This is a genomic window from Streptomyces sp. JNUCC 63, assembly GCF_054366325.1.
Window position 1 is genome coordinate 1,718,729 of sequence record NZ_CM135963.1, and the last position, 17,380, is coordinate 1,736,108.

Below are 17,380 nucleotides of genomic sequence, written 5' to 3' on the forward strand. Positions count from 1 at the left end.
TCAACGCTCGAACCAACCGGAGCAGTTGGGCCCGCCTCGAAGAGGACCCAGGGGCGCCCGGAGGCGAACCGAGCCCTGAAAAAAGGGGGCTGCATGAAGCAGCGCGGCAGACACCGCAGGCGCAGACGGGGCAGGGCGCTGCGCGCGGCCCTGGCCGGAACCGGCCTCGCGCTGACCGCGGCGGCCACCCTGATCAGCACCTCGCAGGCCACGGTCGCCGACAACCCCGGCGCCCTGAAGCCGCTCACCTCGTCCGCCGAGCTCGGCCGGCTGCGGCTGACCGAACAGCCCGTCCCGCAGCGGTCCCTGGACCGGCTCGCCGCGGCGATGGGCCGGCCGGTCGGCGTCGCCACGGTACTGGGCAGCGCCGACCGCACACTGCGCACCGCTGACCAGTGCAGCACCGAGGAGAAGAAGGCGCTGCCGGTCGAACCGGCGGCCACGCGCGCGTACTGCTGGGACACCGCCGATGCCGCCACCCGCCGGTGGCAGCCGGAGTCGGTGACCACCTCCGGGGACGCCGACGACGACGGCCGGTGGGGCTCCCACCGGGTGATCCTCTCCGGCTGGTCGCACGACGCCGGCGCCGGCCGCGGCCTGGCCCGGGTGGCGTTCGTCAACGCCGACGACCCGGACCACCTCACCTACACCTGGGCGCTGCTCGTCGTCCCGGTCGACGGCGGACGCGACTACCGGGGGCTGGTCTCGCGGGTGTCGGGAATGGTCTGGTACCGGGACAAGCTGCTGGTCACCACCTCCGGCGCCGAGCGCGACGCGCTGTACGTCTACGATCTGCACCGCATCCAGCGCGCCACGGTCGGCAGCGAGGCCGTCGGCCGCGTGCCCGGCGGCTGGTCCGCGAACGGCTACCGGTGGGTGCTGCCCGCGGTCGCCTCCTACCGCCCGGCCGACGGCAACTGCGTCGAGGCGTCCGGGCCGGACCGCTCCGGCCTGCCCTGTCCGGACAGCCTCTCCCTGGACCGCAGCTCCGCGCCGGAAAGCCTGGTCGCCGGCCAGGCGGCACCCGCGGACAGCGACGGCCGCACGGTTCTGTGGCGCTACTCCTTCAGCCGGGACCCCGCCCGCTCCGGTCTGCTGGCCACCGACTCCTCCGGCACGGCGGCCACGGACGAGGCGTACGAGTCGAAGGCGGACGACGTCCGGGGCGTGCTGTCCCGCCGGACGGGCCCCTCCGCGTCCCCCGACTGGTACCTGGGCCGCCCCGCGGGCGAGGGCACCCACGGCGTGCTGTGGCGGCAGGACCGGCGGGGTGCGAAGGCGGTCGAGTGCGGCGCCGCGGACACCCACCGGTGCTGGGGCGACGGCACCGGTTCCCTGTCCTACTGGGAGGAGACCGGCGACGTCTGGTCCCTGTCGGGCCGCATGCTGTTCGCGCTGCCGCTGTCCTCGGTCGACCGGGAGATGCGGTAGGGCGCCGGGCCCTGGGGCGAACGGGTCCGCGTGAGACGGGACACCCCCGATCGACAGCGACCCGGAACGGATGATTCCCTGACCGGCATGACGAGCATCGCCGTGACCACCTGGTCCCTGGAGCAGACCTCCCCCGACGACCTCCTGCCGGCCGCCGCGCCCGAGGGGGACGTACAAGTCGTCCGGTCCGAGGTGCCCTCCCCCGAGTTCAGCCGGTTCCTGTACGCCTCGGTCGGCGCCGACATCCGCTGGACGGACCGGCTGGGCTGGACGTACGCGCAGTGGCGGGAGTACCTGGAACGTCCGGATGTCGAGACGTGGGTGGCGTACGAGCGGGGCACGCCGGCGGGTTACGTCGAGCTGGAGGCGCAGGACGAGGGCGTCGTGGAGATCGTCTACTTCGGGCTGATCCGGGCCTTCCGCGGCCGCCGCATCGGCGGTCACCTGCTGTCGTACGGCACCGCCCGCGCCTGGGACCTGGCCGACCGCCTGCCGGGGCGGCCGCCGACGAAGCGGGTGTGGCTGCACACGTGCAGCAAGGACGGCGAGCACGCGATGGACAACTACCGGCGCCGCGGCTTCAAGCTCTTCGACACCAAGATCGAGGAGGAACCGGACGTTCCGACTCCGGGCCCCTGGCCGGGGGCGTACCCGGCCTGAGCCGCGCGGGCGCCGGCCTCCGCGGCCCGTGTGACACATGACACCCTTGTCTCGAATTCCGGGACAAGGGTGTCCGCATCGCGGACGATGCTGGACGCTGTCCAGATCTCCATGCCACGCTTTCGTCATGTCTGGAACTGGAATCGCCTTGGTGAGCCGACGGCACGTCGACCACGGCCGCATGTCCAGCGCCATCTGTCCGGCCTGCTGACCTCCCCCGCGGTGGCTTGACGCCGCGGATCCCAGCACCACCGGTTTCTCCTGCTTTTCTCTGTTTTCCCCCTGCCTGCGCGATGACGCGCATGTGCGCCTGCCCGCCCATGCGCCTGCACCCGTGCAGGTTCAGAGCCGCATTCCCGCTGTCCCGAAGGACGTATCGACCATGGCTGCCTCCCCGCAGAACTCCGTCGCGCCCCGCCGCAAGGTGAGCCGTCACCGCGGCGAAGGACAGTGGGCCGTGGGGCATCTGACCCCGCTCAACGGCAACGAACAGTTCAAGAAGGACGACGACGGTCTCAACGTGCGGACACGCATTGAGACGATCTACTCCAAGAGCGGTTTCGACTCCATCGACCCCAACGACCTGCGGGGCCGGATGCGCTGGTGGGGTCTGTACACCCAGCGCAAGCCCGGGATCGACGGCGGCAAGACCGGGGTCCTGGAGCCGGAGGAGCTGGACGACCGCTACTTCATGATGCGGGTCCGCATCGACGGCGGCCGGCTGACGACGCAGCAGCTGCGAGTGATCGGCGAGATCTCGCAGGAGTTCGCGCGCGGTACGGCCGACATCACCGACCGGCAGAACGTCCAGTACCACTGGATCCGGATCGAGGACGTGCCCGAGATCTGGGACCGGCTGGAGGCGGTCGGTCTGTCCACGGTCACCGCCTGCGGCGACACCCCGCGCGTGATGATCGGCTCGCCGGTCGCCGGCATCGCCGAGGACGAGATCATCGACGCCACCCCGGCGCTGGAGGAGATGACACGCCGCGTCCTCGGCAACAAGGCGTACTCGAACCTTCCGAGGAAGTTCAAGACGGCCGTCTCCGGCTCCCCGCTGCTGGACGTGGTGCACGAGATCAACGACGTCGCGTTCGTCGGCGTGCGCCACCCCGAGCACGGGCCGGGCTTCGACCTGTGGGTGGGCGGCGGTCTGTCCACCAACCCCAAGCTGGGCGTGCGGCTGGGCACTTGGGTGCCGATCGAGGACGTCCCGGACGTCTACGAGGGCGTCCTGTCGATCTTCCGCGACTACGGCTATCGCCGGCTGCGCAACCGGGCCCGGCTGAAGTTCCTGGTCGCCGACTGGGGTGCGGAGAAGTTCCGCCAGGTGCTGGAGGACGAGTACCTGAAGCGCAGGCTCGTCGACGGACCCGCCCCCGAGCAGCCCGTCCAGCAGTGGCGCGACCACGTCGGTGTGCACCGGCAGAAGGACGGCCGCTTCTACGTCGGCTTCGCCCCCCGGGTCGGCCGGGTCGACGGCGCCACGCTGACGAAGATCGCCGAACTGGCCGAGGCGCACGGCTCCGGGCGGGTCCGTACCACCGTCGAGCAGAAGATGATCATTCTCGATGTCGAGGAGGGCCAGGTCGACTCGCTGGTCGACGGCCTGGAGGCGCTGGACCTGACCGCCCGGCCGTCCTCGTTCCGGCGCGGCACCATGGCCTGCACCGGCATCGAGTTCTGCAAGCTCGCCATCGTCGAGACCAAGGCGCGCGGCTCCCAGCTGATCGACGAACTCGAGCGCCGCCTGCCCGACTTCGAGGAACCGATCACCATCAACCTCAACGGCTGCCCGAACGCCTGCGCCCGTATCCAGGTGGCGGACATCGGCCTGAAGGGCCAGCTGGTCCTGAACGACAAGGGCGAGCAGGTGGAGGGCTACCAGGTGCACCTGGGCGGTGCGCTCGGCCTGGAGCCCGGCTTCGGCCGCAAGGTGCGCGGTCTGAAGGTCACGGCGGACGAACTGCCCGACTACATCGAGCGCGTCCTCAAGCGCTTCCAGGCCGAGCGCGAGGACGGGGAGCGGTTCGCCACCTGGGCCGCCCGTGCCTCCGAGGAGGCGCTGTCGTGAGCGAGCGGGCTGCGCCCTTCCACTGCCCGTACTGCGGCGAGGAGGACTTGCGTCCCGGCGAGCAGGGCCACGGCAGTTGGGAATGCGCGGCGTGCAACCGGGGCTTCCAGCTGAAGTTCCTCGGGCTGCTGGCCCGGGGTGTGCGGCAGGCCGACCACAAAGGGAACGAGCAGACATGACGACCGTTCAGGAAACCGATACGGCAGTCGAGTTGAAGGCGCTGGCCGAGCGGGCCGGCCGTGATCTGGAGGACTCCTCCGCCCTGGAGATCCTCCAGTGGGCGGCCGGCACCTTCGGCAAGCGGTTCTGCGTGACCTCCTCGATGGAGGACGCGGTGGTCGCCCACCTCGCCTCCCGCGCCATGCCCGGCGTGGACGTGGTGTTCCTCGACACCGGCTACCACTTCCCGGAGACCATCGGCACCCGCGACGCGGTCGAGGCCGTGATGGACGTCAACGTCATCACCCTCACCCCGAGGCGGACGGTCGCCGAACAGGACGCCGAGTACGGCCCCGAGCTGCACGACCGCGACCCCGACCTGTGCTGCAGGCTGCGCAAGGTGCGGCCCCTCGAGGAGGGCCTCAGGGGCTACCGGGCGTGGGCGACCGGACTGCGCCGCGACGAGTCCCCGACCCGGGCGAACACCCCGGTGGTCGGCTGGGACGAGAAGCGGCAGAAGGTCAAGGTCTCCCCCATCGCCCGCTGGACCCAGGACGACGTGGACGCCTACGTCGTCGAACACGGCGTCCTCACCAACCCGTTGCTGATGGACGGCTACGGCTCGATCGGCTGCGCGCCCTGCACGCGGCGCCTCCTCGAGGGCGAGGACGCGCGCGCCGGCCGCTGGGCGGGCAGCGCCAAGACCGAGTGCGGGCTGCACGGCTGACCATGACACGGATTCAGGAGACACACGTGACGACCGGAGCCACCGTCTGGCTCACGGGTCTGCCGAGCGCCGGCAAGACCACCATCGCGTACGAGCTGGCCGGGCGGCTGCGCGCGGAGGGCCACCGCGTCGAGGTGCTCGACGGCGACGAGATCCGCGAGTTCATCTCCGCGGGCCTCGGCTTCAGCCGCGAGGACCGGCACACCAACGTGCAGCGCATCGGCTTCGTCGCGGAACTGCTCGCCCGCAACGGCGTGCTGGCGCTGGTCCCGGTGATCGCGCCGTACGCGGACAGCCGGGACGCGGTGCGCAAGCGGCACGAGGAGAACGGGACCGCGTACGTCGAGGTGCACGTGGCCACCCCGGTCGAGGTGTGCTCGGTGCGCGATGTGAAGGGCCTGTACGCCAAGCAGGCCGCCGGCGAGCTGACCGGCCTGACCGGCGTCGACGACCCGTACGAGGAGCCCGTCTCACCGGACCTGCGCATCGAGTCGCAGCACCGGACCGTCCAGGAGTCCGCGACCTCCGTGTACGCCCTGCTCAGCGAAAGGGGACTGGCATGACGACCGCCGCCAGGGTCAAGGAGGGCGACGAGGGCACGGAAAGCCCGTACGCCCTCTCCCACTTGGACGCCCTCGAGTCCGAGGCGGTGCACATCTTCCGCGAGGTGGCGGGCGAGTTCGAGAACCCGGTGCTGCTGTTCTCCGGCGGCAAGGACTCCATCCTCATGCTGCACCTGGCGCTGAAGGCGTTCGCCCCGGCCGCCATCCCCTTCTCGCTGCTGCACGTGGACACCGGGCACAACTTCCCCGAGGTCATCGCCTACCGGGACCGCACGGTGGCCCGGCACAACCTGCGCCTGCACGTCGCCTCCGTGCAGGACTACATCGACCGCGGTGTCCTCAAGGAGCGCCCGGACGGCACCCGCAACCCGCTGCAGACCCTGCCGCTGACCGAGAAGATCCAGAGCGAGCGGTTCGACGCGGTCTTCGGCGGCGGACGCCGCGACGAGGAGAAGGCGCGCGCCAAGGAGCGGGTGTTCTCGCTGCGGGACGAGTTCTCCCAGTGGGACCCGCGCCGCCAGCGGCCCGAGCTGTGGAACCTCTACAACGGACGGCACGCGCCCGGCGAGCACGTCCGGGTGTTCCCGCTGTCCAACTGGACCGAGTTGGACGTGTGGCAGTACATCGCCCGCGAGGACATCGAGCTGCCGGAGATCTACTACGCCCACGAGCGCGAGGTCTTCTCGCGGGGCGGCATGTGGCTGACGGCCGGTGACTGGGGCGGCCCCAAGGACGGCGAGCGGGTCGAGAAGCGGCTGGTGCGCTACCGCACGGTCGGCGACATGTCCTGCACCGGCGCCGTCGACTCCGACGCCGACACCATCGAGAAGGTGATCGCCGAGATCGCCGCGTCACGCCTGACGGAGCGCGGCGCCACCCGGGCCGACGACAAGCTCTCCGAGGCCGCGATGGAAGACCGCAAGCGCGAGGGGTACTTCTAACATGAGCACGACCACGACCGAGGAGCTCTCGGCCACCACCCTGCTGCGGTTCGCCACCGCCGGCTCCGTCGACGACGGCAAGTCCACCCTCGTCGGCCGGCTGCTGCACGACTCCAAGTCGGTCCTGGCCGACCAGCTGGAGGCCGTGGAGCGCGCCTCGGCGAGCCGCGGCCAGGACGCCCCGGACCTCGCGCTGCTCACAGACGGCCTGCGCGCCGAGCGCGAGCAGGGCATCACCATCGACGTGGCCTACCGCTACTTCGCCACCCCGCGCCGCCGGTTCATCCTCGCGGACACGCCGGGCCATGTGCAGTACACGCGGAACATGGTCACCGGCGCCTCCACCGCCGAGCTGACGGTGATCCTGGTGGACGCCCGCAACGGCGTGGTGGAGCAGACCCGCCGGCACGCGGCGATCGCGGCCCTGCTCCGGGTTCCGCACGTGGTGCTCGCGGTCAACAAGATGGATCTGGTCGGCTACCAGGAGTCCGTGTTCGCGAAGATCGCCGAGGAGTTCACGGCGTACGCCACCGAGCTGGGCGTCCCGCAGGTCACCGCCATCCCGATCTCGGCGCTCGCCGGCGACAACGTGGTCGAGCCGTCCGCGACCATGGACTGGTACGGCGGCCCGACCGTCCTGGAGCACCTGGAGACGGTCCCGGTCAGCCACGACCTGGCGCACTGCCACGCCCGGCTGCCCGTGCAGTACGTGATCCGGCCGCAGACCGCCGAGCACCCCGACTACCGCGGCTACGCGGGCCAGATCGCCGCCGGCGCCTTCCGGGTCGGCGACGAGGTCACGGTGCTGCCGTCGGGCCGTACGACCCGGATCGCCGGCATCGACCTGCTGGGCGAGCCGGTCGACGTGGCGTGGACGACGCAGTCGGTCACCGTCCTGCTCCAGGACGACATCGACGTCTCGCGCGGCGACCTGATCGTGCCCAGCAAGGACGCGCCCGCGACCACCCAGGACGTGGAGGCGACCGTCTGCCATGTCGCCGACCAGCCGCTGGCCGTGGGCCACCGGGTGCTGCTCAAGCACGGCACCCGCACGGTCAAGGCCATCGTCAAGGACATCCCGTCCCGGCTCACCCTCGACGACCTGTCCCTGCACCCGCACCCGGGCCAGCTCGCCGCCAACGACATCGGCCGGGTGAAGATCCGTACCGCCGAGCCACTGCCGGTCGACTCCTACGCCGACTCGCGGCGCACCGGCTCGTTCATCCTGATCGACCCGTCCGACGGCACCACGCTCACCGCGGGCATGGTCGGCGAGTCGTTCGCCTCGCCGGAGCTGGTCAAGGACGTGGCCGACGACGGTGGTTGGGACTTCTGACCATGAACTCCCCCGACTTCTACTCGACGTTCGCCAAGGAGGGCGGCCGGGTCGGCAGCGGCGCCCTCGGCAGCGGACAGGGCGGGGTGGCCCGATGTGCGCGCTGACGTACGCGCACTGCCTGCGCGCCCTCACCCCCCACCGCCTGCGTAGAAGACCTGCCGATCTCCCGGCCACGACCTGAGAGGCCGTGACCGCCGGGCCAACGAGAGGACGAGCCTCCCGTGCCTGTCAACCTCCCCCGGTTTCGGGTCCGCCCGACCGGGGACACCCCCCCGTCGATACTCCGCCGCGGCCTCGCCGCCGCCGTCGTTCTTCCGCTTCTCACCCTCGCCTCCGCCTGCGGCTACGGCTCCCAGGCCCAGGACGACAGCTCCCACGAGAAGGTCGCCGCCGGGGCCAAGAAGACCGACGGCCTGGACTCCGTCAGGATCGGCTACTTCGGCAACCTGACACACGCGACCGCGCTGGTGGGCGTGGAGAAGGGCTTCTTCCAGAAGGCGCTGGGCGCCACGGCCGTCAGGACGGCCGCCTTCAACGCCGGCCCGTCCGAGATCGAGGCCCTCAACTCCGGCTCCATCGACATCGGCTGGATCGGCCCGTCCCCGGCGGTCAACGGCTACACCAAGTCCGACGGCAAGAGCCTGCGCATCATCGGCGGTTCGGCCTCCGGCGGGGTCAAGCTCGTGGTGAACCCGGAGAAGATCAAGTCCCTCAAGGACGTCAAGGGCAAGAAGATCGCCACCCCGCAGCTGGGCAACACCCAGGACGTGGCGTTCCTCAACTGGATCGCGGAGCAGGGCTGGAAGGTCGACGCGCTCAGCGGCAAGGGCGACGTCTCCGTCGTCCGCACCGACAACAAGATCACCCCGGACGCCTACAAGTCCGGCTCCGTCGACGGCGCCTGGGTGCCGGAGCCTACCGCGTCCAAGCTGGTCGCCGAAGGCGCCGAGGTACTGCTGGACGAGTCGTCGCTGTGGCCCGACAAGAAGTTCGTGATCACGAACATCATCGTGTCGCAGAAGTTCCTCAAGGAGCACCCGAGGGCCGTCGAGGCGGTGCTGAAAGCCTCCGTCGAGACCAACAAGTGGATCAACGCCCATCCGGACGAGGCGAAGGCCGCGGCGAACAAGCGGCTCAGGACCGAATCCGGCAAGGCTCTGCCCGACAACGTCCTGAACCCGGCGTGGAAGTCCATCCAGATCACCGACGACCCGCTGGCGTCCACCTTGAACGCCCAGGCGCAGCACGCGGTCAAGGCGGGTCTGCTGCAGAAGCCGAAGCTGGACGGCATCTACGACCTCACCCTGCTGAACAAGGTCCTCGAGGCCGAGGGCGAGCCCACCGTCAGCGACGCCGGTCTCGGCGTCAAGTAGAGCCCGTAGCCGAAGAGTTCCCAGGAGGTGACGACCATGGCCACGACCCTCGCCACGGCCGCCGAGTCCGTAGCGCACGCGGCGCGCCTTGAGAGCGTCTCGAAGTCCTTCACGACTCCGGGCGGGCAGCAGCTCGTCCTGGACGGCATCAGCCTCGATGTCGCCCCGGGCGAGTTCGTCACCCTCCTGGGGGCCTCGGGCTGCGGCAAGTCCACCCTGCTGAACCTGGTGGCGGGCCTCGACCGGCCCACCGCCGGGTCCATCACGACGGACGGCCGCCCCGCCCTGATGTTCCAGGAGCACGCCCTGTTCCCGTGGCTGAGCGCGGGCAAGAACATCGAACTCGCCCTGAAACTCAGGGGGGTGCCGAAGCCGCAGCGGCGCGGCAGGGCCGAGGAACTGCTCGAGCTGGTCCGGCTCAAGGGCGCGTACGGCAAGCGGGTGCACGAGCTGTCCGGCGGTATGCGCCAGCGCGTGGCGATGGCCCGCGCGCTCGCCCAGGAGAGCAACCTGCTGCTGATGGACGAGCCGTTCGCGGCCCTGGACGCCATCACCCGGGACGTGCTGCACGACGAGCTGACCAGGATCTGGCAGGAGACCGGCGTGTCGGTCCTGTTCGTGACGCACAACGTGCGCGAGGCGGTGCGGCTCGCGCAGCGCGTGGTGCTGCTGTCCTCCCGACCGGGCCGGGTGGCCCGCGAGTGGGCGGTGGACATCCCGCAGCCGCGCCGTATCGAGGACGCACCCGTCGCGGAGCTGTCCCTGGAGATCACCGAAGTACTGCGTGGGGAGATCCGCCGTCATGGCCGGCACTGACACGAAGACGGCGCAGGGCGCCGAACTGGCCGGTGTGGAGGCCGGACTCGACGCGCTGGAGGCCACCGAGACCGGGCGTACGCCCTTTGGGAAGACCTTCGTCAACAAGATCCTGCCGCCGGTCGTGGCGGTCGCGGTGGTCCTGGTGGTCTGGCAGGCGCTGATCTCCTTCAAGGTGGTCGACGACCCGAGCAAGCTGCCCTCGCCGGCCGACGTGGGCCGCGAGTTCAAGGACGCCTGGCTGCAGGGCACGCTGCTCGACTTCATCTGGACGTCCGTCTCGCGCGGTCTGCTGGGCTTCCTGTTCGCCCTCGCGATCGGCACCCCGCTGGGGCTGCTGGTGGCCCGGGTGAAGTTCGTGCGGGCGGCCATCGGCCCGATCCTGTCCGGTCTGCAGTCGCTGCCGTCGGTGGCGTGGGTGCCGCCGGCGGTGATCTGGCTGGGCCTGAACAACTCGATGATGTACGCCGTGATCCTGCTCGGCGCGGTCCCGTCCATCGCCAACGGCCTGGTGTCCGGCATCGACCAGGTGCCGCCGCTGTTCCTGCGGGCGGGCCGCACGATGGGCGCGACGGGGGCCAGGGGCGCCTGGCACATCGTCCTGCCGGCCGCGCTGCCGGGCTATCTGGCCGGGCTGAAGCAGGGCTGGGCGTTCTCCTGGCGTTCGCTGATGGCGGCGGAGATCATCGCCTCCTCGCCGGACCTGGGCATCGGCCTGGGCGCCCTGCTGGAGAACGGCCGCAACGCGAGCTCCATGTCGATGGTGTTCGAGGCCATCATTCTGATCCTGTTCGTCGGCATCGCCATCGACCTGCTGATCTTCAGTCCGCTGGAGCGGTGGGTGCTGCGCAGCCGCGGTCTTCTGGTGAAGAGCTGACCCATGTCCCAGCAGCCCGTTCTCCTGGTCGTCGCCCACGGCAGCCGCGATCCGCGGCACGCCGCCACCGTGCACGCCCTGGTGCGGCGGGTGCGCTCGCTGCGCCCCGGGCTGCGGGTGGAGACCGGCTTCCTCGACTTCAACGTGCCCTCCGTGCAGGGTGTGCTGGAGTCGCTGGCGGTTCAGGAGGTGCGGGACGTGGTCGCTCTGCCGCTGCTGCTGACCCGCGCCTTCCACGCGAAGGCGGACATCCCGTCGGTGCTGCGTCAGGCGCCGCCGCGGCTGCGGATCCGGCAGGCCGACGTCCTCGGCCCGTCGCCGCTGCTGACGCGGGCCCTGGAGCGCCGGCTGTACGAGGCGGGGCTGTCCCCCGCCGACAAGTCCTCGACCGGGGTGGTACTGGCCTCGGCGGGGTCCTCCGACCCGGAGGCGATCGCAGTGATCGCAGAAATCGCGCGGGAGTGGCGGCACACCGGTTGGTGCGCCGTGCGGCCTGCGTTCGCCTCCGCATCCCTGCCGCGCACCGAGGACGCGGTGCGCGAACTGCGGTCGCTGGGCTGCGCGAAGGTCGCGGTCGCGCCGTACGTCCTGGCCCCGGGCTTCCTGCCGGACCGCATCGCGCGGGGCGCCGCCGAGGCTCGGGCCGACGTCCTGGCCGGCGTCCTCGGCCCCGCACCGGAGGTGGCGCGGCTGCTGCTGGAACGGTACGACGCCGCCCGGCTGCCGCTGCGAACGGCCCTGGGGGCCTGAGACGGCACGCCCGCAATCCGGCACTCCCCCGTGGTGCCGGACCGCGGACGGACCGACCACCGCCCGCCGGAAACCCGGTGTGCGATGGTCGACGTTCCCTACAGCGTCGAGCGCTGCCCAAGTGTCACTGCGGCACTGCGGGACGGATCAGATCCAGCCTTCTGCGCAGGAGGGAGCCTCCCGCGGCCGCAGGTACCCTCCACCGCGTGATCAAGGAGACGTTCGCGCTCGGTGGTGACCTGTCCGTACGGCGCCTCGGGTACGGCACCGCCCAGCTCACCGGCCCCGGCTACTGGGGCCCGCGCGGCGATGCCCGGGACGCGGTGGCCGTGCTGCGGCGGGCGGTCGAGCGGGGGGTGACCCTGATCGACACGGCGGACAACTACGGCCCGTCGCTTGCCGAGGATCTGGTGGCCGAGGCCCTGCACCCGTACCCCGAGGGGCTGGTGATCGCCACCAAGGGCGGAGTGGTCCGCACCAGTGACAGCGCCTGGCACGTCGACGGGCGGCCCTCTCGACTGCGCGAGATGTGCGAGGCGAGCCTGCGCCGGCTACGGCTGGAAACGATCGACCTGTACCAGCTGCACCGGCTGGACCCGGTCGTGCCGATGGCCGAACAGCTGGGCGCACTGGAGGAGTTGCGGGCGGAGGGCAAGATCCGGTACGTCGGCCTGGACACCGTGTCCGCCGAACAGCTCTCCGCCGCCCTGGAGTCGGCGGAGATCGCCTCCGTCCAGAATCGCTACAACCTTCTCGACCGCGAGTCCGAGCCGTTGCTGAAGCTGTGCGAGGAGCGCGGGATCGCGTTCCTGCCGTGGTTCCCGCTGGGCAACGGCGCGTTGACCGCGCACCCGGAGTGCGCTCGGATCGCCGCCGCGCACGGGGCCACGCCGGGGCAGATCGCCCTGGCGTGGCTGCTGCACCGCTCCCCCGTGCTCTGCCCGACCCCGGGCACGGGCACGCTCGTCCACCTGGAGGAGAACCTGGACGCGGCCGGCGTACGGCTGACCGGCGCCGAGCTGTCCCTGCTGGCCTCCCTCGCGTGAGGGGGCCGGCGTCAGGCGGACTGGGCGGTCAGCTCGACGAGTTTGAGCACCGTGTTCCAGTTGCGGCTGGTCGCGATCACGTCCTTGTTCAGCCGGCGTTTGGACAGGTGCTCGGCGAGCTTGGAGCGGCCCAGTCCGTTCGGCGCGTACAGGTACAGGGCGCGGTCGCCGAGGCGGAACTCCTCGGGCAGGTAGGCAGCCCGGTCGATCTCCGCGAAGCGCGCCGCGTCGACGGGGGCGGAGTAGTAGGTGACGTGCAACTGCTTGCCCTCCAGCTCGGCGGCCGGGAACGGGCAGGCCTCGGCGATCGCCCGCAGATAGGCGTGGTCGCGCACCATCACGTCCACCGGGAAACCGAACCGCTTCTCGATGGCCTCCCCGAGCCCGGCGGCCAGCGACTCCTCGTCGCCGCGCCCGGAGGCGAAGACGGCCTGCCCGCTCTGCAGATACGTACGGACGCCGGTGTGGCCGAGATCCTCCATCAGGGTGCGCAGCTCGGCCATCGGGACCTTCTTGCCGCCGCCCACGTTGATTCCGCGCAGCAGCGCCGCATACGTCGTCATCCACCCACCCTAGAACGGCTGTCGTGCCCCGTGGGGGTGGGCACGACAGCCGCCGACCGTGAGGTGGAGATGCTCGAAACCATGGCCGATCGCGGCGCGCGGATCAACTCCTGCACGCGGCTGCGACTTGTTCAACAAGGTTTCACAACCACAGAGCCGAGCCCTTCCGGCGGAGCGGACACCCTGATCCCCACCCCCGAGAAGCCCTGACGGTTGTAAGGGGTCGCCGTCCTCCTCAGTGCGGAGGAGGCAGGGTCCGAGGGGAGGACCCGCAGCGGCGTTACTTCACCGGACAGCACGACGAGACGGGCTTATCAGGCCCATATCTTCGATGCGGAAGGTGGCGGCAAGGGGCCGTCGCCGCGCACGAGGTCCGTTTCAGGGCCTGGAGGGGGCAAGCCCGTCATGGGGAACGGAGATACGCGGGTGCGGGGCCTCGCCGCGCGGGCCGGCGGCTGGAGCGCCCGGCACCGATGGGCTGCCGTCGGCATCTGGGTGCTGTTCGTCGTCCTGGCGATGGGGCTCGGTTCGGCGGCGGGCCGGCTGGACGTCAAGGAGAGCGACCAGCTCAAGGGCGAGACGCACACCGCCGCGAAGATCATCGAGGACGCGGGGATCAAGGAACCGGCGGGCGAGACCGTCCTGATCCAGGCGAAGGACGGCACCACCAAGGCCACGGACGCCGACTTCCGGGCGGCCGTCGCCGAGGTGGTCACGGCCGTCGGGGCGACCGGCCGGGTCACGGACGTGACCTCGCCGTACGACACGAAGACCATCTCCGGGGACGGCCGCAGCGCGCTGGTGCAGTTCGCGATGCGCGGCGAGGCGGACACCGCGGGCGAGCGGGTCGAGCCGGTACTGAAGGCCGTCGAGGACGTCCAGAAGAACCACGCCTCGCTGCGGATCGAGGAGATCGGCGGCGCCAGCATCCAGAAGCAGTACTCCGACGCCTTCGGGGACGACTTCAAGCAGGCCGAGTACTCGGCCGTGCCGGTGGCGCTGGGCATTCTGCTGATCGCCTTCGGCGCGCTGGTGGCCGCGCTGCTGCCGGTGGCGCTGGCGATCACCGCGATCATGGCGACGATGGGCCTGATGGGCATCGTCAGCCATCTGCAGCCGATGAGCGACACCGCCAACTCCGTGATGCTGCTGGTCGGCTTGGCGGTCGGCGTCGACTACTGCCTGTTCTACCTGCGCCGCGAGCGCGAGGAGCGGGCGGCCGGACGGGACGCGGGGGCCGCGCTGCGCATCGCCGCCGCGACCAGCGGGCGCGCGATCGTCGTCTCCGGTGTCACGGTGTGCGTGGCGATGGCGGGCATGCTGTTCACCGGGATCGCCGAGTTCGAGGCGATGGGCCTCGCCTCGCTGATGGTGGTGGCGGTCGCGATGGTCGGGTCGGTGACCGTGCTGCCGGCGCTGCTGTCGCTGCTGGGCGAGCGGGTCGAGAAGGGACGGATCCCGTTCCTGAGGCGGCGCCGGAGCGGCGGCGGCGCCGAGAGCCGGTTCTGGACGGCCGTGCTGCGGCGGGTGCTGGCCCGGCCCGTGGTGTCGGTCGTCGTGGCGGCCGGCGCGCTGCTCGCCGTCGCGGCTCCGGCATTCGGCATGAAGACCTCGCAGCTCACGCTGGACCAGGAGTTCGGCGACTCGCTGCCCATCGTGCAGACGTACAACCGGGTCAACGAGGCCTTCCCGGGCGGCTCCGAGCCGGCCCGGGTGGTGGTGAAGGCCGAGGACATCAAGGCCCCCCAGGTGCAACAGGCCCTGGCGGAGTTCAAGGAGCGGGCGATCGCCTCGGGCGCCTCACGCGGCCCGGTCGACGTCAAGCTGCACGAGGCGCGGAACGTGGCCCTCGTCTCCGTCCCGCTGGTCGGCGGCTCCGACTTCGACAAGGCCGGCCGGAGTCTTCAGAAGCTGCGCGACGAGGTGCGGCCCGCCACGCTGGGCAAGGTCGACGGGGTGCAGGCGCCGATCACCGGTCAGGTCGCCGGCTCGCACGACTTCAACGACCAGCTCGTCGGCTCCGTCGTCCCGGTGTTCGCCTTCGTCGTGGTCTTCGCCTTCCTGCTGATGCTGCTCTCGTTCCGCTCGCTGACCGTCGCGATCACGTCGATCCTGCTGAACCTGCTGTCGGTCGGCGCGGCCTACGGCATCCTCGTCGCCGTCTTCCAGCACGGCTGGGGGGCCTCCCTGGTGGGTGCTCACGGTGTCGGCGCGATCGTCACCTGGCTGCCGCTGTTCCTGTTCGTGATCCTGTTCGGCCTGTCGATGGACTACCACGTCTTCGTGGTCTCCCGGATCCGCGAGGCCCGGCTGCGCGGCCGGACGACGAGGGACGCGATCCAGCACGGCGTGGTCACCACGGCGGGCGTCGTCACCAGCGCCGCCGTCATCATGGTCGCCGTGTTCGCGATCTTCGGCACGCTGTCCATGCAGTCCATGAAGCAGATGGGCGTGGGCCTGGCAGCCGCGGTCCTCATCGACGCGACCGTCATCCGCGGCGTGCTGCTGCCCGCGGTGATGTCCCTGCTGGGCGAACGCAACTGGTACCTGCCCAAGTGGCTGCACCGCCTCCCCGACCTCACCCATGACGAGCCCCCGGCGGCAGTGGCCGCCGCGCCCGCGCCGCGGAAGGACGAGCGGGTGGGGGTGTGAACCCCACTGCGGAACGGGGGCGGGGCCCGGCGGCTTGTACGAGCCGCCGGGCCCCGCCCCGTTACCGGCAGCCGGTTGCCGATTCTCCCTCACCGAGGGTCTGTCACCGGCAGCCGGAGGGCAGTTCGGCCTCGATGAGATCGGCCGCTCGCCTCGTCCCGCCCTCCTGGGCCATCTCGGTCTGGACGGCTTTCAGTCGCCGCGCGACGTCGGGGTCGTCGATCAGGGCGAGGGCGGCGGCGCGCAGGGTCTCGGCGGTCGCCTCCTCCATGGGGACGTGGCGGGCGACGCCGAGACCCTGGAGCATGTCCGCGTTGCCGAACTGGTCGACGGCCTGCGGCACGGCGATCATCGGCGTGGCGGTGGCCAGGCCCTCCTGGCTGCCGCCGGCCCCGGCATGCGTGATGAACAGGTCGGCCTTGCGCAGGATTGCCAACTGCGGGACCCAGGACCGCACTTCGACGTTGGCGGGTACGTCGCCGAGCTCGGCGGGGGTCACGTGCCGACCGACCTGGAGCACCAGGTGCCAGCCCGGCAGTCCGGCGAAGGCCCGGACGCACTCCCGGTAGAAGGCGGGCTGCTTGGTGAAGGCCGAGCCGAGCGAGACGAGCACCACCTTCTCGGCCCCGGCGGGCCGCCGCCAGTCGCCCTGGGCCGAGCGGTCGCCCTGACAGGCGCCGACGAAGGTGTGGACCTTCTCGTCGACCCGGTCGGCGTGCGGCTGCAGCGCCCGCGGGATCAGGACGAGCGAGCGGGCGGGGCGGCCGACGAAGGAGTCCGGGTGCTGGGTGATCCCGTTCTCCCTCAGCCAGGTCTCGAAGCGGGCGTAGTAGGCCCGGCCCCGTTCGGTCCGCCGGGGCTCGGCCCACATCGGTTCGGCGACCTCCTCCTCGTAACCCTCCCAGGCGACGAGGTTCGGCGAGAGGGAGATCGCCGGCACGCCCCAGCGGTGGGCGAGTACGCGGGCCGGGTAGGCGGTGATGTCGTGCAGGACCAGGTCGGGCTCGTCGTCCGCGTAGGCCTCGATCATCTGGGGCAGGGCCTGGATCGCGTCGTTCAGGAACGGCTCGACGTTGTCGAGCAGCGTGGTCCCCCAGGCGGACGGGTCGTCGTCGGGCGAGGGCAGCGTGGAATGCCAGGGTTTCACCTCGGCACCGGCCTCGGCGACCTTGTCCGCGAACACCGGCGGGATGGCGTACGTGACCCGGTGCCCGCGTGCCACGAGTTCCCGGATCACCTCCAGGCTGGGGTTCACGTGGCCGTGGGCGGCGATGGAGAACATGGCGATGTGGGCACCGGTCGTCATGCCGCCCACCATGGACGAGACGGCACGTCACGTTCAAACGCTTTACGGCGCCGGAACACGGGAACGCCCGGTTCGCGGCACCGGGCACCGGCTCCGACCTGTG

15 protein-coding genes and 1 pseudogene are annotated in these 17,380 nt (G+C 71.1%); 14 read left to right on the top strand and 2 right to left on the bottom strand.

Features of this window, described 5'->3' with window-relative positions; translation table 11 throughout:
• Positions 1-93: 93 nt before the first annotated feature.
• The 13 genes from ACX25U_RS07760 to ACX25U_RS07820 all read left to right on the top strand — a co-directional run bounded on the left by ACX25U_RS07760 (position 94) and on the right by ACX25U_RS07820 (position 12,756).
• A complete protein-coding gene (locus tag ACX25U_RS07760) occupies positions 94-1,431 on the top strand; it encodes a hypothetical protein (protein WP_454389929.1) in 1,338 nt (445 codons plus the stop codon).
• Positions 1,432-1,518: 87 nt separating this feature from the next.
• Positions 1,519-2,091 (top strand): GNAT family N-acetyltransferase, encoded by a 573-nt coding sequence (locus ACX25U_RS07765; protein WP_454389931.1) that lies wholly within the window; start codon positions 1,519-1,521, stop codon positions 2,089-2,091.
• 382 nt (positions 2,092-2,473) lie between these two features.
• Positions 2,474-4,165 (top strand): nitrite/sulfite reductase, encoded by a 1,692-nt coding sequence (locus ACX25U_RS07770; protein WP_454389933.1) that lies wholly within the window; start codon positions 2,474-2,476, stop codon positions 4,163-4,165.
• A complete protein-coding gene (locus ACX25U_RS07775; protein WP_454389935.1) occupies positions 4,162-4,344 on the top strand; it encodes a hypothetical protein in 183 nt (60 codons plus the stop codon). Before ACX25U_RS07770 ends, ACX25U_RS07775 begins: the two co-directional genes overlap by 4 nt.
• On the top strand, positions 4,341-5,051 hold the full coding sequence (locus tag ACX25U_RS07780; RefSeq protein WP_454389937.1) for a phosphoadenylyl-sulfate reductase: 711 nt from the start codon (positions 4,341-4,343) through the stop codon (positions 5,049-5,051). Before ACX25U_RS07775 ends, ACX25U_RS07780 begins: the two co-directional genes overlap by 4 nt.
• A 26-nt stretch (positions 5,052-5,077) precedes the next feature.
• The gene (cysC, locus tag ACX25U_RS07785; protein ID WP_454389939.1) at positions 5,078-5,614 is read left to right on the top strand and encodes an adenylyl-sulfate kinase; all 537 of its coding nucleotides are present in this window, start codon (positions 5,078-5,080) and stop codon (positions 5,612-5,614) included.
• The gene (gene cysD, locus ACX25U_RS07790) at positions 5,611-6,555 is read left to right on the top strand and encodes a sulfate adenylyltransferase subunit CysD (protein ID WP_454389941.1); all 945 of its coding nucleotides are present in this window, start codon (positions 5,611-5,613) and stop codon (positions 6,553-6,555) included. The genes cysC and cysD overlap by 4 nt, the downstream gene beginning before the upstream one ends.
• A 1-nt stretch (position 6,556) precedes the next feature.
• Positions 6,557-7,891, top strand: coding sequence for a sulfate adenylyltransferase subunit 1 (locus ACX25U_RS07795; RefSeq protein WP_454389943.1), 1,335 nt, complete (start codon positions 6,557-6,559; stop codon positions 7,889-7,891).
• A gap of 224 nt (positions 7,892-8,115) precedes the next feature.
• Positions 8,116-9,267: an aliphatic sulfonate ABC transporter substrate-binding protein gene (locus ACX25U_RS07800; RefSeq protein ID WP_454389945.1), complete on the top strand. Its 1,152-nt coding sequence runs from the start codon at positions 8,116-8,118 to the stop codon at positions 9,265-9,267.
• Between the two features lie 36 nt (positions 9,268-9,303).
• A complete protein-coding gene (locus ACX25U_RS07805) occupies positions 9,304-10,083 on the top strand; it encodes an ABC transporter ATP-binding protein (protein WP_454389947.1) in 780 nt (259 codons plus the stop codon).
• Complete coding sequence (locus ACX25U_RS07810) at positions 10,070-10,960, top strand: ABC transporter permease (RefSeq protein ID WP_454389949.1); 891 nt, start codon at positions 10,070-10,072, stop codon at positions 10,958-10,960. Before ACX25U_RS07805 ends, ACX25U_RS07810 begins: the two co-directional genes overlap by 14 nt.
• A 3-nt stretch (positions 10,961-10,963) precedes the next feature.
• Positions 10,964-11,710 carry a sirohydrochlorin chelatase gene (locus ACX25U_RS07815; protein WP_454389951.1) on the top strand — a complete coding sequence of 249 codons (747 nt, stop codon included), beginning with the start codon at positions 10,964-10,966 and terminating at the stop codon, positions 11,708-11,710.
• Positions 11,711-11,916: 206 nt separating this feature from the next.
• Positions 11,917-12,756 carry an aldo/keto reductase gene (locus ACX25U_RS07820; protein WP_454389953.1) on the top strand — a complete coding sequence of 280 codons (840 nt, stop codon included), beginning with the start codon at positions 11,917-11,919 and terminating at the stop codon, positions 12,754-12,756.
• An 11-nt stretch (positions 12,757-12,767) separates the two neighbouring features.
• Here the strand turns inward: ACX25U_RS07820 and ACX25U_RS07825 are convergent, their stop codons facing one another.
• Complete coding sequence (locus tag ACX25U_RS07825) at positions 12,768-13,319, bottom strand: DUF1697 domain-containing protein (RefSeq protein WP_454389955.1); 552 nt, start codon at positions 13,317-13,319, stop codon at positions 12,768-12,770.
• Between the two features lie 405 nt (positions 13,320-13,724).
• Between ACX25U_RS07825 and ACX25U_RS07830 the strand changes: the two genes are divergently transcribed.
• The gene (locus ACX25U_RS07830; protein WP_454389957.1) at positions 13,725-15,971 is read left to right on the top strand and encodes an MMPL family transporter; all 2,247 of its coding nucleotides are present in this window, start codon (positions 13,725-13,727) and stop codon (positions 15,969-15,971) included.
• Between the two features lie 103 nt (positions 15,972-16,074).
• Here the strand turns inward: ACX25U_RS07830 and mgt are convergent.
• Positions 16,075-17,365: pseudogene (gene mgt, locus ACX25U_RS07835) on the bottom strand (macrolide-inactivating glycosyltransferase).
• Positions 17,366-17,380: the final 15 nt, after the last annotated feature.